19 protein-coding genes are annotated in these 24,345 nt (G+C 52.4%); 9 read left to right on the top strand and 10 right to left on the bottom strand.

Annotated elements, in window-relative coordinates; translation table 11 throughout:
- Positions 1-249 (bottom strand): MerR family DNA-binding transcriptional regulator (locus Q394_RS0103695; protein WP_038140361.1); only part of this gene is annotated, 249 nt, incomplete at its 3' end.
- 122 nt (positions 250-371) lie between these two features.
- Here Q394_RS0103695 and Q394_RS0103690 point away from each other — a divergent pair.
- From Q394_RS0103690 to Q394_RS0103660, 7 genes are all read left to right on the top strand, one after another.
- Positions 372-794, top strand: a complete 423-nt coding sequence (locus tag Q394_RS0103690; protein WP_028488089.1) for a Gp37 family protein — start codon at positions 372-374, stop codon at positions 792-794.
- A gap of 11 nt (positions 795-805) precedes the next feature.
- Entirely contained in the window at positions 806-1,804 is a 999-nt protein-coding gene (locus tag Q394_RS0103685) for a phage tail tube protein (RefSeq protein WP_028488088.1), read from the top strand.
- Positions 1,805-1,807: 3 nt separating this feature from the next.
- Complete coding sequence (locus Q394_RS22565; RefSeq protein ID WP_028488087.1) at positions 1,808-2,287, top strand: hypothetical protein; 480 nt, start codon at positions 1,808-1,810, stop codon at positions 2,285-2,287.
- 68 nt (positions 2,288-2,355) lie between these two features.
- Positions 2,356-2,595, top strand: coding sequence for a DUF1799 domain-containing protein (locus Q394_RS22560; protein WP_028488086.1), 240 nt, complete (start codon positions 2,356-2,358; stop codon positions 2,593-2,595).
- Positions 2,596-2,623: 28 nt separating this feature from the next.
- Entirely contained in the window at positions 2,624-7,714 is a 5,091-nt protein-coding gene (locus tag Q394_RS21275; RefSeq protein ID WP_051542725.1) for a transglycosylase SLT domain-containing protein, read from the top strand.
- Positions 7,711-9,747, top strand: coding sequence for a phage head spike fiber domain-containing protein (locus Q394_RS21270; protein WP_028488085.1), 2,037 nt, complete (start codon positions 7,711-7,713; stop codon positions 9,745-9,747). Before Q394_RS21275 ends, Q394_RS21270 begins: the two co-directional genes overlap by 4 nt.
- A 15-nt stretch (positions 9,748-9,762) precedes the next feature.
- A complete protein-coding gene (locus tag Q394_RS0103660) occupies positions 9,763-11,493 on the top strand; it encodes a hypothetical protein (protein WP_028488084.1) in 1,731 nt (576 codons plus the stop codon).
- 103 nt (positions 11,494-11,596) lie between these two features.
- Here Q394_RS0103660 and Q394_RS0103655 read toward each other — a convergent pair whose 3' ends face one another.
- From Q394_RS0103655 to Q394_RS0103645, 3 genes are all read right to left on the bottom strand, one after another.
- A complete protein-coding gene (locus Q394_RS0103655; RefSeq protein WP_084260334.1) occupies positions 11,597-12,442 on the bottom strand; it encodes a carbohydrate ABC transporter permease in 846 nt (281 codons plus the stop codon).
- A 2-nt stretch (positions 12,443-12,444) separates the two neighbouring features.
- Positions 12,445-13,323 carry a carbohydrate ABC transporter permease gene (locus Q394_RS0103650; RefSeq protein WP_028488082.1) on the bottom strand — a complete coding sequence of 293 codons (879 nt, stop codon included), beginning with the start codon at positions 13,321-13,323 and terminating at the stop codon, positions 12,445-12,447.
- Between the two features lie 84 nt (positions 13,324-13,407).
- Positions 13,408-14,727 carry an ABC transporter substrate-binding protein gene (locus tag Q394_RS0103645; protein WP_028488081.1) on the bottom strand — a complete coding sequence of 440 codons (1,320 nt, stop codon included), beginning with the start codon at positions 14,725-14,727 and terminating at the stop codon, positions 13,408-13,410.
- Between the two features lie 295 nt (positions 14,728-15,022).
- Between Q394_RS0103645 and xylB the strand changes: the two genes are divergently transcribed.
- The gene (xylB, locus tag Q394_RS0103640) at positions 15,023-16,474 is read left to right on the top strand and encodes a xylulokinase (RefSeq protein WP_028488080.1); all 1,452 of its coding nucleotides are present in this window, start codon (positions 15,023-15,025) and stop codon (positions 16,472-16,474) included.
- 69 nt (positions 16,475-16,543) lie between these two features.
- Here xylB and glgC read toward each other — a convergent pair whose 3' ends face one another.
- Positions 16,544-17,797, bottom strand: a complete 1,254-nt coding sequence (gene glgC, locus Q394_RS0103635) for a glucose-1-phosphate adenylyltransferase (protein WP_028488079.1) — start codon at positions 17,795-17,797, stop codon at positions 16,544-16,546.
- A gap of 159 nt (positions 17,798-17,956) precedes the next feature.
- Here glgC and Q394_RS0103630 point away from each other — a divergent pair, with 159 nt between their 5' ends.
- On the top strand, positions 17,957-18,139 hold the full coding sequence (locus Q394_RS0103630; protein WP_028488078.1) for a DUF1127 domain-containing protein: 183 nt from the start codon (positions 17,957-17,959) through the stop codon (positions 18,137-18,139).
- A 208-nt stretch (positions 18,140-18,347) separates the two neighbouring features.
- Here the strand turns inward: Q394_RS0103630 and Q394_RS0103625 are convergent, their stop codons facing one another.
- Genes Q394_RS0103625 through Q394_RS0103605 form a run of 5 tightly spaced genes read right to left on the bottom strand, consistent with a single transcriptional unit; the run spans position 18,348 to position 24,254 of the window.
- Positions 18,348-18,974, bottom strand: coding sequence for a bifunctional 4-hydroxy-2-oxoglutarate aldolase/2-dehydro-3-deoxy-phosphogluconate aldolase (locus Q394_RS0103625; RefSeq protein WP_038140356.1), 627 nt, complete (start codon positions 18,972-18,974; stop codon positions 18,348-18,350).
- A 2-nt stretch (positions 18,975-18,976) separates the two neighbouring features.
- Complete coding sequence (gene edd, locus Q394_RS0103620) at positions 18,977-20,812, bottom strand: phosphogluconate dehydratase (protein WP_028488076.1); 1,836 nt, start codon at positions 20,810-20,812, stop codon at positions 18,977-18,979.
- On the bottom strand, positions 20,812-22,281 hold the full coding sequence (gene zwf / locus Q394_RS0103615) for a glucose-6-phosphate dehydrogenase (protein WP_028488075.1): 1,470 nt from the start codon (positions 22,279-22,281) through the stop codon (positions 20,812-20,814). The genes edd and zwf overlap by 1 nt, the downstream gene beginning before the upstream one ends.
- Positions 22,278-23,249 carry a carbohydrate kinase family protein gene (locus tag Q394_RS19000; protein ID WP_051542722.1) on the bottom strand — a complete coding sequence of 324 codons (972 nt, stop codon included), beginning with the start codon at positions 23,247-23,249 and terminating at the stop codon, positions 22,278-22,280. The genes zwf and Q394_RS19000 overlap by 4 nt, the downstream gene beginning before the upstream one ends.
- 12 nt (positions 23,250-23,261) lie before the next feature.
- Positions 23,262-24,254 (bottom strand): carbohydrate porin, encoded by a 993-nt coding sequence (locus Q394_RS0103605; protein WP_028488074.1) that lies wholly within the window; start codon positions 24,252-24,254, stop codon positions 23,262-23,264.
- Positions 24,255-24,345 lie beyond the last annotated feature (91 nt).

Genomic DNA, 24,345 nt, shown 5'->3' with positions numbered 1-24,345 from the left:
CAGCACTTGCTTTTGGCGTTCCAAATCGTCTTTTTGGTCGTGGCTGGATACGCGGGCGTAGGCAAGCGTCTTACGGCTATCTTCTGTGGCACGGAATAGCTCCGGCTTGAGTTTCAACATATCGTAACGGCGGTGGTTACCGGAGGTGTGTTCTGGGATTAACCGACCTTCCGCTTCCCAGCGGCGCAGGGTGGGAACTGACACACCAAGGAGTTTTGAGGCTTCACTGATCGGGACTAATCTATTCATATTGATTAGTATAGAGTAGATTTAATTAGATTTTAATCGAACTGTTCAAACCCCGCCACCGGCGAGCACGGATAACGTTGCTGTGATTGTGTCAGCCCCTAGCGTGTGGAGCCGCCTAAACGATGAGTAGCCCGCTGCTAGCGCTGGAAGATGCTGTCATCAGCAACCTTGCTAGTGCGTCACTCGGTATATCGGTCGAGCCTTATCCTGATAGGCCAGCCGATTACAGCATGATTGACCCGGTTGGCGCGGCACTCGTGGTTATCCCCAGCAGTCGCTACAGCCCAATGATCAACGGCGTGCAAACCCGCACCACCCGCATTGTCGTGACGCTGTTGGTGCGTAACCTTGCCACTCATGCCGGTGCGTACCCGCTGATTGATGCGGTGCTGGCAACGCTGCAAGGCTGGACGCCGGATGACTGGCAACCCGTTGCGGCTATCAGTGAGCAATTCGTGACTGAAGACAATGGTGTCTGGCAATACGACTTGGTGTTTGAAACCAGTCGTCTACAGATCACTCAATACAACCCGTGCCAGATGTAGGAGATACACCCATGGCTGAATCCATTATCCACAAACAAAAAGCCCTGTTCTTTTTGTTGGAAGCCACCGAGGGCACACTGGTCAATGCCACTGCTGCGTCCTTCATTATGACCGAGGACCTAGCTATCACTCCCGTTGTTGCTGAAAAAGACGCGGTAGAAGTTTGGGGCAGTGACATTGGCGCTGTCCGTAAAGAAGTGATTGGTGATAAGCACAGCGAAGCCTCCTTTAAAGTGCCACTCACTTGGCCTGCGGTTGCGCCAACCTCTGCTACAGTTGGCTTGCTGGCACTTGCACCCCTGTTTGAAGCATGTGGCGCAAAACCCGCCACATTTTCCGCAGCAGTGGTGGGGCCGCCCGCCGTGCCTGCGCGATTGACATACACTGAACTGGATGACACCTCCACCGCCAAGTCTGGCTCTGCGCACATCCGCCGCAAACGCGCCAGCGCTGCGCACCTCGCCCGAAAGATGGCGGGTTCGCGGGGCAGTGTTTCGCTCGACTGGGAAATTGGCAAAATCCCGCGCTTCGGATTTAACTTCATCGGCTCCGCGCTGGCGGTTGAAAACGCCACCGCTTTGACAGCAGCAGCGACGACAGCATTAAGTAGTCTTGCTGAAACCCAAATGCCTGCCAGCATTAGCCTGGTTAAGCTTAATGCTATCGAAGTGTGCATGACCAAGCTGTCAATCAAAAACCTGTTCCGGCTCAATCCGACTTGGACGGCATTCTCCTGCGGTTCGCGTGCGCAACCATCCCCCGTTACCGACAATGACATCACGATCACGTTCAAACACCCCAATATCACCACCGAGTTTAACCCGGATGACTACATCGGCAAGGAATATCCACTGGAGTTTAAGGCAGTACAAGTTGATGGTGCTCGCGCACTGATCCTGAGTTACCCGACATTGCAAGTGACGGATTATAAGGAGGTGGAAATCGGTGACGAATTGGGCATTGAAATGACCCTGCGCCAAACCTCAAAACTGTCGATCATCACGGAGTAAACCATGTTTTTGAAAGCCGCCACCCCAACCATTCGAGATACCGTCAAAGTGCTGGATGCCACCGGCGTGGAAATCACCCGCTTTGTTGCGGTATGGAAACGCCCGGATAGCAAGACCCGCAAAGACCTACTGAAAGAGCGCCTAAATAGTTTGTCCCACATCCGGGTTGCGCAAACTGGCTTGGCCAGCGACACCCCCGATATTGCTGGATTTGAAATCACCCTCAGCAACATTGAAGCGGAAAGCAAAACCCGCATTCGTGAGCACCTGCATAGCGTTGACGGCTTGCTGGATGCGAACGACAAGCTAGTCGAGTGGTCGCCCGCCGCGTTGGATGCACTGCTGCAATGGGTGGAATACGCCAACCCGCTGGCAGAATCACTGGCGCGATTAGCAGAAGGCAAGGTCGTGGAGGAGGCGCAAGCAAAAAACGCCGAGGCGCCGGTGCTTTCTGGGCAAGCGCCGGAGCCGGTGGCGGCATAAGCGATGACGCGGCAGATGACGCTGCGGCTTTCGGTATTTCCGAATCGGTCATTCAGGCTGCCACAGCCATGCAGCCTGATGCCTACTGGGTCTGGCCTGAAAACTGGGAGGCGCTAGTGGTATTCACCGAAATTGCTGATCAGTGGGACTACCCGCCGATGGGTGGCAAGCCGTACCGCTTGAATGCTGCAACGGTATTTAAGTGGCTGGAACTGTCAGGGCGAAAGCGTCAGGCGCGGTGGCTATGGCCTCAAATCAGGCAAATTGCCGCTGGTGCTTTGGAGTATTGGAGAGGGTCAGATGATTAGACCGGCAACAGTTAATGAGTGAGGCGGCATGAGTAATCTTGAGGTTAATTTAAAGATCACAGCCAATACGTCGCAAGCCCGCAATCAACTGGATGCTTTGGGTTCTAGTGTTCGCCCTGTCAAGTTGAATGTCAATGATGCCGATGTGCAACGCGCTTTGGATGCACTGGCGCGGCTCTCTGGCGCTGGCTCTGATCAAATGCTCAATATCGATGCGAATACGGCTGGCATTGATGATGCGCTGCGCCTGCTAAGGGAGTTATCGGCGGAAGCAGGCGCAGATCACAATATTGAGGTTGGCGCCGACACTCAGGCGCTTGATGATGCGATGAGCCGCATTGAGCAACTAGAGCAGCAGCTAAATGGTGCGGGCGCTCAAGCCACAGGTTTCATGGGTGTCCTGAAGGGTGTCGGTGGTGCATTGCTAGCGGCATTCACCGTCGATGCCATCGCTGCTAATACCGTCGACCTGATTAAGTTCAATACCGAAATTAATCAGATGAACGAGTACCTGTTTGTCTCGCGTGAAGCCCTGCAAGTGTGGGGCAATGCGGGCAAGCAATACGGCGTCGAAATTGCCGATGTGCTCAAAGACATTCAGGAGAAAATCGGTGAGTTCGCCGCAACCGGCGGTGGCGAAGCCGCCGATGTCTTCAAAGAGCTTTCGCTATCCGCGCAAGAGCTAATCAATTTATCCCCTGATCAGCAGCTCCTCAAAGTCGCCGAAGCCATGTCCAAAGTTAAGGATATGTCACAGGGTGAAAAGTCGTTCTTGCTGGAATCACTCGGTAACGACGCAACCAAACTCCTGCCACTGCTGGACAACAACGCCGCCAAGCTGCGTGAAATCGACGCCATCATGCGCGAGTCCGGCGCAATCATCACCGCCGATCAGAACGAAGTGCTGACCGAAGCCGCCCACAATCTCATGCTGCTGGAAACCGCGCTATCGGGTGTATCCAATGCAATGGGCATGGCGGGTGCGTCAATATTCAATACCTTTGGTGAAGCGGCGGCATCGGCAATTGCTGCAACCACAACATCGCTAACGGAAATGGCTGCTGTCGCGGTTGATGAAGGCGCGGCGATAGGTGACGCATGGTCTATGGCGTTCGCTAATATGCCCCCGGCAGCAGAGGCGGCGGCTCAGGCTGCGGGCGATGCATGGGCGTGGATTGGCGATGCATTTGACTGGGTGCTCTCTGGACTTGGGCAAGGCGTTGGCGAGCTGGTGGAGTTATTCCGCATCGGTTTTACCTACCTTCCGCAATTTGCCGTTGCTGCATTTCAGGCGTTGATTGATTACGGCATGTCATGGGTACACACGGGTTCTGCTGGCTTTGAGTTGGTGAAGTCTGTGGCGAGCAATGTCTTTGTGTCATTGGTGGAATTTGCAGGCAAAGGCTTTGGCGCAATCGCCAGTATTGCTGGCAAGGTTATTGGCTGGGTAATTGATAAGTTAGCCGCTATGGCTGGAGCGGTTAGTAGTGCGCTGGCTAGTGTTGCCGATGTCCCAGGGATGGAGGGGCTGTCGGCAAAGGCTGCAAGCGCCGAGGCGAGTCTGCGTAGCATGGCAGGTTCAGCAAGAGGCGCTGGAGATGCGGTTACGGGCGGATTCAAGGCAATGGCTGATGGTATCCGCGCATCCGCCAACGAATCCGCATCAGCCGCGAAAATCTCGGCATTGCAAGCGACGACTAGCAAACTGTCAGCGCAACACGCACTTGCCAATGCTCACGCCATGATGGTCGAATCGGAAGGCAATCGCGAACGCACCATTGAAATGGGCAAGGCCGAGCGCCAGTTCGCCAAGCTTGGCTCTAGCATTGACGGCGCGGGCGCGTCCGGCAAAAAGTACCGCGTCGACCAAGAGGCCGTTAACAAAGCGCTGGATGACGGCACGGGCGCAACCAAGGCCAAATCAGCCGCTGACAAAAAATCGATAGAAGTTACCCACGAGCACGGCGATGCCCTAAAGTCAGTCATTGAATCCCTCACCAAGCAGCGCATTGAATTGGAGCAAGGCAAGCTCGCTGCCGAATACTACACGCAACGCCTAAATGGCCTAACGGAAGCTGAAGCCAAGGCCGCCACCGGCGCAGGCCAATACAACAACTACCTCGCAGAACGTAAAAAGCTGGCAGAAGAGGCCGTTGGCATCACCGGCGGGCTAGTCGATCAGTACAATCTAGAGCTGAGCAATGCCGGGTTGGTTATCGCTGATGACTTCAGTGCGGCTGAAAGCGCCGCATCCAAGGCCATCAAAGCCGCTGAGCAATACAACACAGCCATCAGCAATGCTTCCAAAACTTTCGAGTCCACCCGTGATGGTGTGACGACGGGAGCCGTTGGCAAGCTGGCAAAGACCACCTCGGACTTTGATGCACTCATTCAAAAGGCATCGCAAGCATCAGGCGTGAGCGCTGCCTTCATCAAGGCGATTGCCCAGCAAGAAACAGGCTATCTGCAAGACCCTGATCGACGTGCGCGGGCTGTTAGCCCGGTCGGTGCGGGCGGTGTCATGCAAATCATGCCGGATACTGGGCGCGGGCTTGGTATCACACCTGCTGAGCGCTTTGATCCCGAAAAGAACATCATGGCAGGGGCGCAATACCTCAAGCAGATGCTGGCAAAGTTCGGTGGAAGTGAGGCATTAGCTGCTGCTGCATACAATGCAGGCCCCGGTGCGGTTGGCAAATACAATGGTGTGCCACCCTACAAAGAAACCCAGAACTACGTCCGCAAAGTCGCGGCCTACACCGACCTATACCGCACCAACACCGAAGCCGCGCAAAAGGTCGTGGCAGCCAGCGTGCCGTACTGGGAAACACTCGAAAGCACTGCCGCCAAAACCGAAACCACCCTAGTTGAATACTCCGGTAGTTTCGACGGCGCTCGCGTCACTGCCGACCAACTGCATGGCCTGATCAACGACAAGATGGGCAATGCCGCCAAGCAGTTGATCAAGTCCGCTACCGACCACACTGCTGAAGTCACCCTCACTGGCGAAGCCTATCGCCGTCAGCAACTCAATGCCCTGCAATACAATCAGATTGTACTGTCGGGCAATAAAACGCTAGCCGATGCTATCCTGCTGGATGAGCAGGCGGCGAATTATGCCACTGAAAAGGCCAAGCTGGAGCAGGATGCCTTCACTGCCCGCAACGGCATGGCAGCGCAATACAGTCGTGAGCTGGAAAAGCAAAACCTTAGCCAGGAACAAATTGCTGACCTCGTGCAGCGCAAGATGGTTGCTGAAACCGCAAAAATCCTCCACGACACCGAACAGCAAACGCGGCAATTATCGCTGTCCGCCGATGCTTGGCAGCGTATTGCGCTGGCGCAAGACGGCTATAACGACGCGCAAATAGACAGTATTCGGCAGGCCGAAAAGCTGTTGGAAAAAACCAAGCAAATTCGCGCCGCCGCTGACAAGATTGGCAATGGCTTGCTGGATGGCCTGATGTCAGCCGTCACGGATGGTGGCGACCTTGCCGAGAGCCTTGCTCAAACGTTTGAAACCGCTTTTTCTGACTTGGTGCTACGCCCCACGATTGAGCCAATCACTCAGGCTATCAGTGACGGGTTAACCGGTGTGATGACAGGGCAAGAAAGCCCGTGGAGCGGCTTGCAGCAAGCGTATAGCAGCAGCATGACATCTATGCAAGCCGGTGGCTGGGGTGGTGCGGCGACATCCGCAGGCTTGGCTATGTCGGCATCCGCGATCCTTGGCGGTTCGCAACAACAGCAAATCGGCGCGGGCATTGGCGGTGCTGCTGGAAATGCACTTGCAATGGCGATGAGCGCATCAGGCCCTATCGGTATGGCGCTTGGTGCGTTGGCGGGTCACTTTGCGGGCGGACTGTTTGAAGATGACGATTCCCCGCGTGCCGCATTCACGGGCGGCACACCGACGGATGGCTGGCGCACAGGTGGTGGCAGAAACCTCTATGCAGAAAGCAAGCTGGGAACATTTGGCTTCCAAGAACACGGTACCCATGACCTGGGGTCAGAAGGCGAAGCAAAACTGCAAGCATTCATCAAGCAGATGACGCAAGTGGATGATGCGCTCGTAAAATTCCTGCCGACTGCCGAGGTAGAGCGCATTAAAGCGGAGCTTGCCAATTACACACACACTGGATTGGATTTGGATCAGCTCTTTGTCGACAGGCTGCGCATTATTTCCAGCGGCTTTGACGAGTCGTTTAAAAGTCTGATCAACTTTAATGGCAGTGCTGAAGAGGTCTTGAGTCGCATTAATGACTTGTTTACGATGCGCGATGCCGTTGTTCCTGTGCTGCAAACACTCGGCCTGAATCTTGGGTATACCAAAGAGGCATCCTTGGCTGCGACAGCAGGGCTTGCTGATGTAGCGGGCGGCCTGCAAAACCTCGTAGCAGCAAATGACTACTACTTGCAAAACTTCTTCGGCGACGAAGAGCGCCGCCAAGTCATTATTGACTCAGCACGCCAACGGCTGGAAAGCTGGAGCGAATCCATCGGCTATGCCGGTACTGCGTTAATTGATACTAAGGACGAGTTTCGGGCGTATATTGAGTCACTTGACCTAACGACGATAGCGGGGCAGGAGGCGTATGTCGGCGCCATGCAGTACGCCAATGCAATTGTTTCGCTAACCGATGCGATGGGCGCGGGAACAGGGGTGGCCGGTGATCTATCCACCTTTTTGCAGAATGGGGTGCCAGTTGCACTGGCTGGCTACACAAAAACAGCGCCAGCGGTCAGCGAAATGGATGCACTCCCTCAATATGCTATCGGGTCTGATTACGTGCAAGGGGATCAGGCAGCTGTTATCCATAACAGTGAGATGATATTCAGCGCCAGCCAATCTGCCAGCCTGCGTGATAACGTGGTCTCGATTGTGCGCTCATCACGACAGGCAGGTGCGGTATCTGGCAATAGTGATGCGTTGGTATCAAAACTCGATGAGCTGCTGAAAGAAATACGCGGACTGAATAACACAGCTAATGCTGCTCGGCGCGACAGCAATCAATACAGTGCTTTTGCTATTCAGCAGCGGCGCGACATCGTGGATGATCAGCGTCGTCTGGTCGCAAAAGCGACGTATACACCTGTTACCGAAGGAGACTATGCATGAATCAAAGTGAATGGCTGACTAACCCTGTGCATGATCACTGCCGGGCATGGCTTGTAGAGCTGACAGCGCAGCATATTAAAACAGGTGAGCAAAAAACATTTTTCTTCAGTACTCAATGGCATCAAGCCTTTGCTGACTATTTGCCATGGATGGAAACGATCCCGGTGATCAGTAATGTGCTGGGTGGCAGTGATACGGCAGTAACGGAAATCACGGTTCCGTCTGGTTTCGAGGGGTTTATTGATTACGATTTTTACGGTCAGTCAATCCGCATCAGCATGACAGATGTACGTGGCACGCCTTACCCAACATACATGGTTATACATTTTGGCCTAATCAGTAATGCAACGAATGAGGGGGGCACATCATTAAAGCTGGAGTCTAAGCCCGCCGGGTTGTTTAGGCTGGAAAATACCGCCCTGAATGATTTTTATATCAATGACGCGATCGTGCAGTATCCGGTATCCGTAGGCAAGCCGTGCAATGTCCCCGCGTTATACGTGGGGCAATCGGGTACAGCGCATATTTACCGAGTGAATGATGCAGCTATTACCAGCGTTACTGCGTGGATCAATGGTGTGGCTCAAGCGGTGGGTGACAATGGTCTATTTGCTACTGGGCAATTCTCATTAGGGACGAAGGCCGATGTGTTGTGTGACTTTACCTGTGTTGGGCGTATCACGTTGCAACAAGCTGTCACAGCGCTGGGGACGAATGCTGGAACAAGTGCGCCCTTGCTTTTGTTTTATAGCTTGTTTGCAAACTGCGCGAATACGACGGTTGCTATGCATTGGCCAGCCAGTAGTGGTGCAACAGCGCTGGATGCTGTTAAAGCGCTGGCAGCGGTGGGTCATGCATATATTGCTGAAAACGGCTCGTCGTTTGCGCTGACACAATTACAATCTGTATTGTCGGTGAGGGACAATGGTATCAATTGCGACACAATCCCGCCGGGTTATGAGGTTCCTGAGCCTACCTTTAGCTTGTCAACTGTCATACCCGTTGCAACGATCCACGATGGGCATATTGTGCGTGACTCGCTGCAAGTGTTCGGCTTGATTAAAAAGCTAGACCCAGTGTTTGTGAAGGCAGGTGAGTTTGCCAACCGCTACAACAATCGGCCAGCGCTGGCAATTACTGGGGATTCCTACCGAAACCTGTTCAAATACAGCAGCAATACGCTGGCTGCCAATAATGCAGTTGTGGTTAATTTGGCGTATTCATCATGTCCGAGCGGGGCAAACCCGGAAGATGAGTTATACCGTGAGCTGAAATACTGGGCTAGCAGAATGGCAGAGACGCGCTATCGCTACCGGTTTGTAATGGGTGTGAATGCATTCCTGTCATATCTAAGGCCCGGTTCACCAGTGCTGCTGGATTTTGCTGCGCTGGGTGGTAAGCGTTATGCCAGTGTTACGCGGGTCATCCGTGCAGGTGGTGGAGGATTTCTGTCTGAGGTTGAAGTAATTGTTGATAATACACTGGTCTGTGATGAGTCGAGCTACTGTAATAACGTATTTGATGATGTATTTAATTACGCAGCAGGCAATGCGGCTGGAGTAACAGGCTGTTCCTTTAGCATGAATACGGGCGGCACACCTATCCCCAACGCTGGGGCTGCTGATCGACTGATTGAGGATTCAGCGACAAACGTGCATTACGCATTCAAAAATATCGGAGCATCGACAACGCCGATCACCTTCGGTGGATTTTTCAAACGCGCCGGGCGGGATGTGCGGTTGGCCTATGTGTCGGCTGGGAGTGCTGAGGGTCTGTGGGCAGACTTTGATCTGGCGCGAGGGAAGGTAGATGGCAGTGGAGTGCATGGGACATCCGGGAGTGTCACAGCTTCAATCACACCGTGTAACGGCGGGTTCTACCGCTGCGAGATTAGCGGGATAGCACCTGCATCAGCCATCTATACAACAGTTGGATTGAGGAACCTCGGTGTGGCTGCCAATGGCAATCAGCCAACGTATCTTGGGGCTGGAGTCAGTGGTATTGAGATGTATGCAGTATATGCAAATAGATAAGAGAGGATAGAAATAATGGCAACAATCAACGCAATCAAGGCAGGCTCATGGAGTGATCCAACTGTCTGGAGCAGCGGCACGCTACCGGCGGTAGGGGATGACGTCTTCTCAAACGGCTACACGGTTACGATCAATCAGGATATTACTGTAGCTAGCATCAACGGAACGGGTGGTGGTTTTGTGCTAGCTGGCACAGCAGTGCTTAACTGCCATGTTAATGGCGGTACGACAACAGCACTAACGACAACAGCGGGGAAGGCGGCTACAGTCAACGGCAATTGCACGGGCAGCAATACGACAGCAGCAAAATACGGCGCATATGCTTCCGGAGGAAGACTGACGATCAACGGAAATTGCTATGGCGGTAGTGCCGGGGCAGCGCATGGCGCATACACGACAAACAATGATAATGTGTGCTACATCAACGGTGCTGCAATTGGTGGCAATGGGGCGGGATCGTTTGGAGCAAAATCCTATGGAACAACAAAAAACACAGTATTAATTGTATCCGGAAATATCACCTCTAATAGCGCATCAAATGGTGTTAGTGCCACAGGTGTTTATGGCAGGGCATACGTTAAAACAATCGTTGGATCGGCAGCGAATCCATTCCCGGCTGATGGCAATATCTACGCGATTGATGGGACGGCTATCAACATAACAATGCTGACGGATACAGGCTCGGTTGTGCTCTCATCAGCAGGATCATCATGTGACTACCCAATTGCATCAAACGTAAAGGCTGGTGTCAGTTATGCTGGTGGCACAATTACCGGGGCATACGCGGCTAATTACCCCAGTGCTGCAAATGTGCGTTACAACATAAGCTATGGAGATGGGATAATTGGCACATGCCGCGTTCCTGTGGCTAGCGATGTGAAATTAGGTGTGCTTGTCGATGCGCATGCAGGGACATATGTTTGCCCATCTATGCCAACTGTTGAGATTATCCCGCCGGACTGTCCAAAAATTGCGCTGACTAATCTTTGCCCCAGCGCAGTGGGGGCAACGGATTCAGAGAACCTGTTGAATCATCAGCGAGGTATGATGGCGACTATCACGTCTATCGTGGATGCGACAGCTTTTATTTATGGCTCTGTTGCAGTTGGTTCAGCGGCGATTTCATGCGATATGTTCGGGCTATTTTCTCACTCGTTACCTGCTACAGCGACTGTTAAGCTCAAGCTGTTTTCCAATGCATTTGCGGCGGGAACACCGCCATCCGGTGCAGTGGTATACGATAGTGGAGCCATTCTTGCTAATAATGCAGGGCGGTTTGCTGCAATGTCGTCGTGGGCTATTTCTGGAGATGTAAAAACATTCAAATCATATACTCTGGAGATCAATGGTCTCAGTACAGGCGTCAATTATGTGGCGGGTGATCTGTACATGGGGAAATCGATACCCCTAAATATTGGATTTGATACTGAGGCCAGCTCATTCCAACAAATCGAATCAGCAGAGTTTGCGACGGCGCAAGGCGGCGGGCTATTGGCGAAATCTGCGCCACAGCGTCAGCGCCGCCAAGCGTTGGTCTTCCGTGGACTATCAAAAACAGTCCGCAATGCCATTATGCAAGGAGAAGAGGATAATCCGGCAGGTGCGTGGATGGTGATAGCGTACCCCAATTCGACAGATGTGCGGCATCCAGTTGAGGGCACGTTCATCGGAAAGCCACAGGCAGCAATGACGCCTGTACAGAGTGGGGCTGGGTATTCGATTACGCTAGATATTTATGAAATTTGATTATGAAATATATAATAAGATTATGAAATATGTAATAACTTGCTTTCACATTTATAACGCTTCGCTACAGCCATTTATAACGCCTCGCTACATCCTCTTCCTCCTATTTCACTGCACCAAACGTCAGACCCTGCACCAACTGTTTCTGACTGAACCAACCAAACACCACGATCGGTGCAATGGCCAACACAGAAACGGCCGACAATTTGGCCCAGAACAACCCTTCAGGGCTGGAATACGAAGCCACCAACGAAGCCAATGTGCCCGCGTTAGCTGCTGTCAGGTTCAATACCCAGAATGCCTCATTCCACGACAGCACCAGACACAGCAAGCCGGTTGATGCCATGCCACCCATTGCCAGTGGCAGCAAGACATGGCGGAATTCCTCACTCAAACTAGCGCCGTCCATACGGGCTGCTTCGAGAATTTCAATCGGAATATCCTTGAAGTTGGAATACAACATCCACACCATAATCGGCAGGTTCATCATCGTGAAAATAATGATCAACGAAATGACGTTATCCAACAGGCCGAATGTCTGGCACAACACGTAGATGGGTAGCAATGCACCCACCGCAGGCATCATTTTGGTGGACAGCATCCACATCAAAATATCCTTGGTACGTTTGGTCGGGCTAAACGCCATGCTGTAGGCCGCCGGAACAGCGATGAGCAACCCCAGGATGGTTGAACCCACACTGGTGATGACGGAGTTCCACGCATAGTCGAAGTAACCACTGCGCTCTTGCACCAGAGCGAAGTTCTCCCATGTCGGTGTAAAAACCCACACACTAGGGACGGCAATCGCTTGCAGTTCCGTTTTGAATGCGGTCACAAACATAAACAACAGTGGGAAGAAAATAATAAAGGTGATTGCCCATGCCAACAGCGTGCGTGACACCAGTCGCATGTTCCAATCGTATTTGCCGGTTCTGACAGGTTTACTCATGTCTATCGCTCCAAATTCTTGCCGATCATGCGGATCAGGAAAATCGCAACAATGTTCGCCAAAACGATGGCCAACAGCGCACCGGCGGAAGCCGCACCCACATCAAAGTTAAGCAGTGCTTCGGTAAAGATCAGGAAAGCCAGATTGGTACTCTCCGTGCCCGGCCCGCCCCCTGTGGTCGTAAAGATTTCGGCGAAAATACTCAGCAGGAAAATCACCTCAATCATAATCACGACTGAAATGGCTCGCCCCATGTGCGGCAGGTACAGGTAGCGTAATTGCTGCCAATAGGTTGCACCATCCAGTTCCGAAGCCTCAAGTTGCTCACGATCCATGGATTGCAGCGAGGTAATAAAAATCAGGCAGGCAAACGGTAACCATTGCCAACTAATCATAATGATGATCGACCCCAGCGGCATATCCGTCAGCCAGTCAATCGGCGTCAGGCCAAAGAATTGCCATATTTGCGCCAATACCCCGTAAATCGGGTTCATCATCATGTGTTTCCACAACAATGCATTCACAGTCGGCATCACAAAAAACGGGGAAATCAGGAGAATTCGCACTAAGCCTTGCCCCGGAAACGGGTCATTAATCAAGAGCGCCAGTGCTAACCCGAGTACCACCGTAATAATAACCACACTACCCAGTAAGAGCAGTGTATTCATAACGGCGTCTGTAAATGCAGGGTTGCTAAGAAAGAACTCGTAGTTCATCAAACCGACAAAACCGGTTTGATCAGGTTGCATCAAGTTATAGCGGATGAGGGAAAAATAGATGGTCATGCCGAGCGGCACTATCATCCATAACAGCAGGGTTGCAACAGCGGGGGTCATTAATAGCCGGGGAACCCAGCGATGACCGGGGGTAGATGAGCGCATAATCAAGCTTCCGTATCTGAGTCTGGACAGATGAACCCCTTCCTCAAGGACAGGACTTGAGGAGGGGTTCCCAGTGGAGAGAGACTATTTTTTGAAATAACCCGAACGTTGCATTTCGCGCTCAGCAGAAACCTGTGAGGCTTTCAATGCATCATCAACAGACATTTTGCCTGCCAACGCAGAACTCAGTTGCTGACCGACCGCGATACCAATAGCCTGGAACTCAGGAATAGCAGCGAACTGTACGCCTGTGTAAGGTGACTTGGGCAAGGTGCTATCATTTGGATTAGCACTGTCAATGGCTGTTTTCTCTGCACTTGCAAAGACTGCTGCCTTCTGGAAATCAGCGTTGGCATAAGTGGAAGCACGTGTACCGGTAGGTACTTTACTCCAACCTTCTTCCTTGGCGACCAGATTGATGTAGTCCTTGGAAGTAGACCACTCAATGAACTTTTGAGCTTCGGCGGAGTGCTTGGAAGACTCAGGCACGGCTAGCGCCCATGCCCACAACCAGTTGGCACCTTTAGGCGTCGCCTTGGTGGGTGCTTGTGCGAAAGCTACTTTGTCAGCGACTTTACTTTGTGCTGGGTCAGTAATGAAGGATGCCGCGATGGTGGCATCGACCCACATCCCGCACTTGCCTTCGTTATACAGCGCGAGGATTTCATTGAAACTGTTGGAAGCAGAACCCGGCGGGCCGTATTTGCTCATCAGGTCAACGTAGAAACCAACAGCATCTTTCCAAGGTTTGGATTCAAGTTGCGGCTTCCAGTCCATATCGAACCATTGACCACCGAAGGTATTCGCCATGGTAGTGATGAGTGCCATATTGTCACCCCAACCCGGCTTACCGCGCAGGCAGATACCGTAAACACCGTTATCTTTATCGGTAATTTTAGCGGCAACTTCAGCAACGTGATCCCATGTTGGGTTGTCAGGCATATCCATGCCAGCTTTTTCCACCAGATCTTTGCGATACATCAGCATGGAGCTTTCACCGTAGAACGGTGCGGCATACAATTTACCATCAGCAGACAAACCATCGCGGATGGCAGGCAGAATGTCACCCACATCATAGGCATCATCAAATGTCAGATCCTTGATCCAGCCTTTTTTACCCCAGATAGGCGCTTCGTACATACCAATGGTCATAACGTCGAACTGACCGCCTTTAGTGGCGATGTCAGTTGTAACACGTTGACGCAGTACACCCTCTTCCAGCGTGACCCATTTAAGTTTGATGTCAGGATTGGCATCCTCGAAATGCTTGCTGAGCTTTTGCATTTCGACCATGTGACCATTGTTGACGGTCGCAACAACCAATTCAGTGGCTGCGTGAGACAGTGTGGCTGACGTCAACAGAATAGCACCGCTAATAGCGGTGAAAAGGCGGGTAAATTTCATACAACTCCTCCAGTGGCTGTAAAAATCCGGCATCAAAAGTAATATTTTGATGCAGAAAAATAGAAGCATTCCTCTCAATGCAGATAATAGAGTATCACCAACAACCTGATCGCACTGATACGGTATATAACAATGTTGATACTTTATTTCATATTTTGAGATTTATATTGATCCAATAATGCATAAAAGTTTAGTAGTAAGACTTTCAGGGTTTATTCTTTAAAATTAAGTATATAACTACATAACGATAATCTAATTTAGCCTAACAACAGCCACTGTTTAAGGAGAGGACATCATGTATATCGGTATCGATATCGGCACATCGGGTGTAAAAACGTTACTCATGAATGAGCAACAAACCATTATCGGCTCAGCCCATGCAGGGCTAAACGTTACCCGCTTGCATTCTGGCTGGTCGGAACAACATCCAGCAGACTGGATCAGCGCAACACAAACCACCTTGGACACGCTTGCCCAACAGTTTCCCGCTGCAATGGCGGCAGTCCGAGGGCTGTCATTGTCTGGGCAGATGCACGGTGCGACCCTGCTGGATAAAGATCATCAAGTATTGCGCCCCTGCCTCTTGTGGAACGATACCCGCAGTCATGTGGAAGCCGCCGCGCTAGATGCCAACCCGTTGTTTCGCCAGATGTCCGGGAACATCGTTTTTCCGGGCTTTACTGCCCCCAAATTGCTGTGGGTGAAGCACCACGAACCCGCTATTTTCGATCAGGTAGCGCAAGTCCTGTTACCCAAGGATTATGTACGCCTATGGCTAACCGGCGAAACGGTGTCAGATATGTCGGATGCATCCGGGACGTCATGGCTCGATGTCGCCGGACGCTGCTGGTCGGATGAATTGCTGGCTGCCAGCAGTATGCAACGCAGCCAAATGCCACGTTTGGTGGAAGGTACTGAAAACAGCGGCGCGTTGCGTACTGTACTGGCTAAACGTTGGGGGATGCAGCAATCGCCGCTGGTCGCCGGTGGCGCAGGTGACAATGCGGCCTCGGCTTGCGGCATGGGAGTTGTACAAGCGGGTAGCGCTTTTGTTTCGCTGGGAACATCCGGGGTGCTGTTTGCGGCTAATGCCACGTATCTACCGAATCCTGGCAGTGCGGTACACGCTTTTTGCCATGCCATACCGGATACCTGGCATCAGATGGGGGTTATCCTCTCCGCAACCGATGCCTTGAATTGGTATGCAGGCATTACCGCTATTCCCGCTGCGGCCTTGACCGCTGCGTTGGGGGAACACCTGACCGCCCCCAGTGGCATCACCTTCCTGCCTTACCTGTCGGGGGAACGTACCCCGCATAATGATGCCACCATTCGAGGGGCATTCATCGGCCTTGAACACCAGCACACCCGGCAACACCTGACGCAGGCTGTCTTGGAAGGTGTGGCTTTTGCCGTTCGTGACAATCTGGGAGCACTGAATGCCGCTGGTACTAATCTGCAACGGCTGACGGCTGTCGGGGGTGGTTCAAAATCGCATTACTGGCTGCGTATGATCGCTACCGTACTGAACCTGCCCGTGGATATTCCCGCAGATGGGGATTTCGGCGGGGCTTTCGGAGCTGCAAGGTTAGCATTGATTGCCGCCAATGATGCCGATCCGCTGGCAGTCTGCACACCACCGCTGATTAAACAGAGCATAGCTCCACAATCAGCGTTAACAGCAGCCTATGAAGATGCCTATCAACGTTACCGGGCTACTTACCCGCTCCTAAAGCAGCTTCAATAGCAGCAACAAGCCGCAGGAGGGCGCTTTGCCCACCTGCCGCTAGCATCACTTCACACTTGCTGATCCTTTCTACCCCAACATCTCTGGCGTTACCAAGATAACTCCCTTTTCTGTCACCCGGAATCGCGCTTTATCAGCCACCGGGTCTTCGCCGATCACCGTCCCGTCGGGCAATTGGCAACCACGATCAATCACTGCCCGGCTAATCCGGCAGTGACGACCAATATTAACCTCCGGCAAAATGACCGAATCACGCACTTCGCTATAGGAATGCACCTTCACATTGGAAAACAGCAAGGAATTGATCACGCTTGCCCCAGAAATAATACAACCCGCCGATACGATAGAATCCAACGCTTTGCCTTCGCGCCCTATCTCTTTATCTTGAAACACGAATTTAGCGGACGGTAACTGGCGGTGATACGTCAGAATAGGCCAAGTTTCGTCATACAGATTCAGCTCTGGCTCGACAGAAACCAGTTCCATATTCGCCTCCCAAAAAGCATCAATCGTGCCCACATCACGCCAGTAGGGTTGCTCGCCTGTCACCGGGTCGAGGAACAGATGTGCATACACCGCATGGTCGGCAATAATCGAAGGGATAATATCCTTACCGAAATCCCGGCTGGAATTCGGGTTAGCTGCATCCTGCCGCAGTTGCTCGAACAAAAATTCCGTGTTGAAAATATAATTGCCCATCGACGCCAGCGCCGTGTCGCTTGACCCCGGCATGGGTTGCGGATTAGCAGGCTTTTCGTCGAATGCTATCACCCGCTTGTTTTCATCAATCGTCATAACGCCGAAGCCTTTGGCATCCTCCAACGACACCCCCACGCAGGCAACCGTCATATCGGCGTTACTAGCCACGTGTTGCGCCAGCATTTCGCCGTAGTCCATTTTGTACACGTGGTCACCGGAAAGGATCAGCACATACTTGAGGTTCAAGGCTTCCACAATGTCGAGGTTTTGGTAAATGGCGTCTGCCGTGCCTTCATACCAGTGATTGCCGGAAGTACGTTGCGAGGCGGGCAATACTTCCATAAATTCGCCCAAATCAGTGCGAAAATTTGACCAGCCATGCACCAGATGACGAATCAGGGAATGTGCCTTGTACTGGGTCAACACCCCAATTTTGCGGATACCAGAGTTGACGCAATTGGATAACGGAAAGTCGATAATGCGGAATTTGCCGCCAAAGTAAACAGCGGGTTTGGCTCTCCGGTCGGTGAGTTCATACAGGCGTGAACCACGCCCTCCAGCCAATACCAAGGCCAAAGTATTCTTGGTCAGCAGTCTGATGAAACGCGGATTTTGGGTAGACATCTTGCTTTCTCCTATTGGATTCTGGGAACTTCTGTTGTTATTGGCGAATGCATCCTGGTTACAAAAACTAACCCTACACTTGATTTATTCTCACTTGTTGCAGCGCAACATCGGGAGTAAAGTGACCTCATCAAAAACATCCCAATAGAGGAAATAATCATGTTTAGCATTCCAACCATCATCGTTAATTTATGGGCATTTTGTAAAACAGAAGTAAGCATTTACAAAACCATCAATACATTACGTTCTTTTAATGATCGCGAATTAGAAGACTTAGGATTATCTCGCTTTAATCTGCAAGATGCAGTGCGAAATGGTCGTAAAAACCAAAAAGCTTTCTGATAATAGATGATGACTTCTCTTAAAAAACCCCCCCTCTAGGCTGAGGGAGGTAACTGAGGAGTCGTGAAAGAAACTGTTAAAAAGACCCTTCCCTTATGAATGACTCAACATAAGGGAAGGGTTAACCAGAGCCGTTAAACCAGACTACACTAACGGCTCCAATGTCCAGAAAAGTAGAGGAGTCGACTCAATACCTGACTGTGGACATTCAGGCCACTTTAACCAATTCGCAGTTAAAGCGGGCAATGCTCTCAATACCTGCCCAATCATGGGCGAGGACTTTATCTTCAGGGGTCAACCACGAACCACCCACACACAATACATTGGGTAATGCCAAGTATTCGCGAATGGTTTGCACGCTAATGCCACCGGTTGGGCAGAAACGCACATCAGGCAAAGGTCCATGGATGGATTTCAACATTTTCACCCCACCCGCTGCTTCAGCCGGGAAAAACTTCAGGGTGTCATAGCCACGTTCCAGCAATTTCATCACCTCGGATACCGTTGCAGCACCGGGCAATAGCAGCAAACCTTCATCTTCTGCCGCCGACAGCAAGCTATCGGTGACACCGGGCGACACCGCAAAACTGGCACCTGCCGCTTTCACCGCTTTCACATCAGCCGGGGTCAACACCGTACCCGCGCCGACGATACTGCCGGGTATCTCACTCATGCGCCGGATCACCTCTAAGGCAACCGGGGTACGCAAAGTCACTTCCAACACATGCAAACCACCGCTGACCAATGCCTGTGCCAAGGGGTGGGCAATCGTGACATCATGAACGACCAGTACCGGAATGACCGGCACTTGCTGGCAAATACTTCTAATTGACATGGTTATGCCCTCTCTGTATCAGTAAACAGGGCACTTGCCCCACTCGCGGCGGCGCTGACATGGGAACGGAAAACCTGAAACAGTTCCCGCCCACATCCAGAGCCGTTGGCACTCAAATCCACACTGACCGGTGCACGTTCTGCAAACCCTGCTGTCAGCACTTCCAGATGACCGTTATCCACATCCAGCCGGATCAAATCGCCATCACGGATTTTGGCTATTGCGCCCCCGTCCATCGCCTCTGGGCTGACATGGATAGCCGCCGGAACTTTGCCGCTGGCTCCTGACATTCTACCATCCGTGACCAGCGCGACGTGTTGCCCACGATCCTGCAACAAGCCCAGCACTGGCGTCAGGCCGTGCAACTCCGGCATTCCATTGGCTTTTGGCCCCTGAAAACGCACCACACACACGAAATCCCCTTCCAGCTCACCCGCCTCAAACGCAGCTTTAACCGCTGCCTGATCGTGGAAAACCTTCGCCGGGGCTTCAATCAGGTGTTTATCCGGCTTAACTGCCGACACCTTGATAACCGAATCGCCCAGATTGCCCAATAACCGCACCAAACCACCGGAAGGTTGGAACGGCTGGACAACCGGGCGTAAAACGTCCGTATCATGGCTGGTGCTCGCACCTTCGCGCCATGTAACGGTTCCATCTGCTGCCAGCACGGCTTCTTGCGTATAGTGATGCAAGCCCTTCCCGGCAACAGTGTCTACTTCTTCATGCAATAGCCCCGCCGCCAACAATTCGCGGATCACGAACTGCAAGCCACCGGCCGCATGGAAATGGTTCACGTCCGCCACCCCATTGGGGTAGACCCGCGCTATCAGCGGAGTAATGGCGGACAAATCAGCAAAATCTTCCAGACACAGTACAATGCCCGCCGCCCGCGCCATCGCCACCAGATGCAACAGCAAATTGGTCGAGCCACCGGTGGCGTTCAAACCAACAATGCCGTTCACAAACGCATTGACCGTGAGGATGTTGGCAGCAGGCGTGTAATCCTGCCCCTTTGCCGTCATCGCTAACGCACGCTGCGCCCCCGCAACCGTCAAGGCTTCGCGCAACGACGTACCCGGATTGACAAAACTGCTACCGGGCAATTGCAAACCCATGAATTCCATCAACATCTGGTTGCTGTTCGCCGTGCCGTAGAACGTGCAAGTACCCGCGCCGTGGTAGGATTGCATTTCAGCTTGCAGCAATTCCGCACGCCCCACTTTGCCCTCAGCGTATTGCTGGCGCACTTTGGATTTCACATCATTCGCCAGCCCCGACACCATCGGGCCTGCGGGTAGGAAAATGCACGGTAAATGCCCAAAACTGGCTGCCGCGATCACTAAGCCCGGCACAATCTTGTCGCATACCCCCAGAAAAGCGGCGGCATCAAACACATTGTGTGACAAGGCAACGGCGGCACTCATGGCGATCACATCGCGGGAAAACAAGGATAATTCCATGCCCTCCTGCCCTTGCGTTACGCCATCACACATCGCGGGAACGCCCCCGGCAACCTGAGCGGTTCCGCTGACTTCACGCACGGCCGCCTTGATCAGGTCGGGGTAGTAAACGAAGGGCTGGTGCGCCGACAGCATGTCGTTGTATGCGGTGACAATACCCAGATTGCCCGCTGTCCATTCCACCAGTTTCAGCTTGTCCGCATTGGGAGCAGCTGCAACTGCATGTGCCAGATTGCCGCAACTCAGCTTGCTGCGCGGGGTCACGGGGTTAGCCGCTACCACTTGTTGCATGTAAGCCGCACGACTCGCCGCACTACGAGCTTCAATGCGCTGGGTGACTGCCACTAATTGTGGGTGAAGCGTGTGATTACTCATTATTCGATCTCCCGCCAGCGGCGTCCGTCGCGTGCCATCATTTCAATGGCAGAAATAGGGCCGGAAGTACCCGGATCGTAGCCATCAGGCTTTCTACCGGATAATTGCCATGCCTCGATGATGGGGTCTATCCATTTCCACGCGGCTTCCACTTCATCACCACGCATGAACAGGGTTTGGTTGCCGCGTACTACATCCATCAGTAAGCGTTCATAAGCATCCGGCATCCGCCAATCTTCGTTCTGACCTTCCGCAAAAGCCATATCCAGTGGAATGTCGTGCAGACGAAAACCACCCGGCCCCGGTTCTTTGGTCATGATGTGCATACTCAAACCTTCATCTGGCTGCAAGCGCATGGTCAAGACATTGGGGAGAATCGGTGTCGGCAGATCACCAAACATAAGGTGTGACGGCTGTTTGAAGACCACCGCAATTTCGGCGGATTGGGCTTTCAAACGCTTGCCGGTACGTAAATAAAAGGGCACGCCTGACCACCGCCAACTATCAATCTCGACTTTCAGCGCAACATACGATTCGGTCATACTGGCGGGATTTCCTACTTCTTGGGTATAAGCAGGAGAGGAGGAGCTTGCCAAATATTGTCCGCGAACCGTATGGTCGAGAACTTTTCGCCCGGAGAGAGGGCGCAGGGAACGCAGTACCTTCAACTTTTCATCGCGGACTGCATCCGCCTCAAAACGATAGGGCGGCTCGATAGCGATCAGGCAGAGCAACTGCAACAGGTGGTTTTGCACCATATCGCGGATAGCACCAGCGGTATCGTAATAGCCACCGCGTGAACCGACACCGAGGGACTCGGCGGCAGTAATTTGCACATGGTCAATACACTGAGCATTCCAGACAGGCTCAAACAAAGCATTGGCAAAGCGCAGTGCCATCAGGTTCTGCACGGTTTCTTTGCCAAGATAATGGTCGATGCGGTAAATGGCGTGCTCGTCAAACACCTCACCAACTTGCGCATTCAATAAGGCGGCGCTGGCATGGTCATGCCCCAAGGGCTTTTCCAATACCAGACGGGCATTGTTACCCGCCAATCCTGCGCCTGCCAAGCCGTGGGAAATAGCGCTGAACAAGGCAGGTGCTACCGCCAGATAATAAATACGAATCCGTTCCGGGCAAGTATCCAGAATGGTTGCCAGTGACTGAAAGCTGGCGGGACTCATCAGATCCACTGCATGGTATTCCAAGCGCTCTAGAAAACGCGCCAGGGTTTCTGCTTGAGCCTCAACCGCACGTAAATGGGTTTGCAGGGCATCAGCAACCTGTGCACGGTATTCCTCAAGCGTTTGGTGGTCTAATGCCAACGCAATAATACGGGCTTGTGGCGGAATTTGTCCGACAGCATCGCGGCGGAACAAAGCGGGTAATAACTTGCGTAAGGCCAGATCCCCCGTGCCACCAAAAATAACCAGATCAAAGACCTCAACCGGAATAATGACATGACTCATACAAGTAATTCCTCTGGATAATCAGCAAGTGCCAACCCGACTTCTTTAGCCGATGGCAGATCAGCCCCTTGGCGTGAACAGGTAATGGCGGCAGCACACACCGCTTTTTGCCCAATACGCTGCAAGGTTGATGCTGTTAATGCTGCTACCCAATCAGCCGTATTGGCTTGTAAATCCAGCAAACTGTCTAATAACGACGCTTGGAAAGTATCCCCAGCGCCAACGGTATCCACCACGTTGACACGCGGGGTTGGCAAAGTCACTTGCGCCTGTTGGCTCCACAACGACGCACCTTCACTGCCACGGGTTAACGCTGCAAGTTTTACGCCAACCGCTAACCAGTCGGCGATAATGCTTTCGGGTGCAATACCCGGGTATAAGGCTGCCAAATCTTCATCACTGACTTTGACAACATCCATAAAGGGCAACAATTGGGTGATACGCTCACGCCATTGGTACACATCTGGCTCGACCGTCAAACGAATATTCGGGTCAAGTGACAACAAACACTTGCCCGCTTGTCGACGAGCAAGTGCCAGCAAGGTATCCGCAGTGGGGGCAACCACCAACGAATACGACCCCATGTGAATACCTGTTATTTCTGCATCATCAAAGGCAATATCCGCCGGGGCTAATAGCCGATCGGCAGCACCTTCACCGTAAAACGCATAGTTGGGCACGCCCACGGCGTTTTTCTGGATGAAACCCAAGGTCGTCGGCGCGGCTTTACGGGCAATGAAATCGGTAGATACTTGCTCCGCTTGCAGCACCGCCATCAAGCGGTCACCCAAAAAATCGGTGGAAACACCGGTCAATAACGCAACGGGCTGCCCCAAACGGCGCAGACCAATCGCAACATTGAACGGTGAACCACCGGCTCGCGCCGCAAACGGTACAGCAAATGCTGACTGACTCACCCCTTCCGGGACAAACACATCAAACAACGCTTCACCACAAACAACAAACATGGGGTAAGTTCCTTAGAAGGCGTAGTTGAAACGCATACGGACAGCATTCAACGTGTCATCCTTGACCACATTGTCGGCTTTGGAAGTATTCGCCGCGAAGGTGACGGTGGCGTCTTTACTATTGAACACCGGCACCGTGTAGGTGGCATACAAGGTGTTAACTTTAGGGTCAGCCGCTGCACCATTATCGGTAGTGGAGGTAATCCAACCACCACCCAATGCACCACGCTGCATATTCACGCCTAATGAGGTGACATTTGCATCGGCCAAGCCGGTATTTTTTTCCTTCAGATGGGAAACACTGGCATTCACATCTGTCGCGCCCAATTTAAAGGCTGCACCAAGACCAACACCATTCTGAGTCAACTTGGTACCATCGGTAGCCTTGTCGGACACACTTTCAAAGCCTGCGTGCAAGGTGGTATTACCGATCTTGTATTGCATCGCCGGGCGCACCCCAGTGAAGCTATCATCATCACCCGCTTTATTCGCCATCAGCCCCATTTCCAGCTTGAGCTGGTCAGACGGGTTGGAATGCAACGCAACATGCAGCGCGTCATTTTTACGACCGCGCACCTTGTTGGCTTCATAGACTTTGGCTTCTCCCGCACCGGCATGGGTGATGAGGGTATCTTTACCTAGCGGGAACAGATTGAAAGCTTCAAAGCGCCCGATTTGCACATCCCACTTCTCACGCCCCATTTGTAGGTATACATCGTCGTAACCCAAAGTATTCCCTTGGAAGGGCACTAAGGGTTGCGCTACGCCTTTGATGAAGTAATCTTCACCTTTGCTTTCACCGACAGCATTGAGCTTGATACGCCCACCGTGGGTAAAGTTATTGCCTGAATCTGAACGGTCATTCGACGTAATGTCTAACTCGACATCACCACCAAAGGTAAAGGTTTTACTAGGGGAAGCTGCTGCATCTGCTGCCATTGCGCCAGCACTCATCAACAAAACAGCCAAACTACTGACAACACTCAACCGAACACTCGTTTTCATTGCACTTACCTATTGTGTTACTATAAGTGCGCTCATTACTGAGCGCTAAGGGTGCGGTTCGCCTCGGTCAAATGGTAGGGAGTACCAGTCC

Origin of the sequence: Thiothrix lacustris DSM 21227 (assembly GCF_000621325.1) — a bacterium.
GTDB lineage: Bacteria > Pseudomonadota > Gammaproteobacteria > Thiotrichales > Thiotrichaceae > Thiothrix > Thiothrix lacustris.
The sequence above is the reverse complement of the archived record's forward strand: the minus strand, read 5'-3'. Positions and strand labels throughout refer to the sequence as shown.

Excerpts from the sequence above, each read along its gene's own strand:
- Q394_RS0103625 (WP_038140356.1), bottom strand. The coding sequence starts at position 18,974 with ATGTCAATTAGAAGTATTTGCCAGCAAGTGCCGGTCATTCCGGTACTG.
- Q394_RS22565 (WP_028488087.1), top strand. The coding sequence starts at position 1,808 with ATGTTTTTGAAAGCCGCCACCCCAACCATTCGAGATACCGTCAAAGTG.
- xylB (WP_028488080.1), top strand. The coding sequence starts at position 15,023 with ATGTATATCGGTATCGATATCGGCACATCGGGTGTAAAAACGTTACTC.
- Q394_RS21270 (WP_028488085.1), top strand. The coding sequence starts at position 7,711 with ATGAATCAAAGTGAATGGCTGACTAACCCTGTGCATGATCACTGCCGG.
- Q394_RS0103655 (WP_084260334.1), bottom strand. The coding sequence starts at position 12,442 with ATGAGTAAACCTGTCAGAACCGGCAAATACGATTGGAACATGCGACTG.
- glgC (WP_028488079.1), bottom strand. The coding sequence starts at position 17,797 with ATGTCTACCCAAAATCCGCGTTTCATCAGACTGCTGACCAAGAATACT.
- Q394_RS0103605 (WP_028488074.1), bottom strand. The coding sequence starts at position 24,254 with ATGAAAACGAGTGTTCGGTTGAGTGTTGTCAGTAGTTTGGCTGTTTTG.
- Q394_RS22560 (WP_028488086.1), top strand. The coding sequence starts at position 2,356 with ATGCAGCCTGATGCCTACTGGGTCTGGCCTGAAAACTGGGAGGCGCTA.
- Q394_RS0103685 (WP_028488088.1), top strand. The coding sequence starts at position 806 with ATGGCTGAATCCATTATCCACAAACAAAAAGCCCTGTTCTTTTTGTTG.
- Q394_RS21275 (WP_051542725.1), top strand. The coding sequence starts at position 2,624 with ATGAGTAATCTTGAGGTTAATTTAAAGATCACAGCCAATACGTCGCAA.
- Q394_RS0103690 (WP_028488089.1), top strand. The coding sequence starts at position 372 with ATGAGTAGCCCGCTGCTAGCGCTGGAAGATGCTGTCATCAGCAACCTT.
- zwf (WP_028488075.1), bottom strand. The coding sequence starts at position 22,281 with ATGAGTCATGTCATTATTCCGGTTGAGGTCTTTGATCTGGTTATTTTT.
- Q394_RS0103660 (WP_028488084.1), top strand. The coding sequence starts at position 9,763 with ATGGCAACAATCAACGCAATCAAGGCAGGCTCATGGAGTGATCCAACT.
- edd (WP_028488076.1), bottom strand. The coding sequence starts at position 20,812 with ATGAGTAATCACACGCTTCACCCACAATTAGTGGCAGTCACCCAGCGC.
- Q394_RS0103650 (WP_028488082.1), bottom strand. The coding sequence starts at position 13,323 with ATGCGCTCATCTACCCCCGGTCATCGCTGGGTTCCCCGGCTATTAATG.
- Q394_RS0103630 (WP_028488078.1), top strand. The coding sequence starts at position 17,957 with ATGTTTAGCATTCCAACCATCATCGTTAATTTATGGGCATTTTGTAAA.
- Q394_RS19000 (WP_051542722.1), bottom strand. The coding sequence starts at position 23,249 with ATGTTTGTTGTTTGTGGTGAAGCGTTGTTTGATGTGTTTGTCCCGGAA.
- Q394_RS0103645 (WP_028488081.1), bottom strand. The coding sequence starts at position 14,727 with ATGAAATTTACCCGCCTTTTCACCGCTATTAGCGGTGCTATTCTGTTG.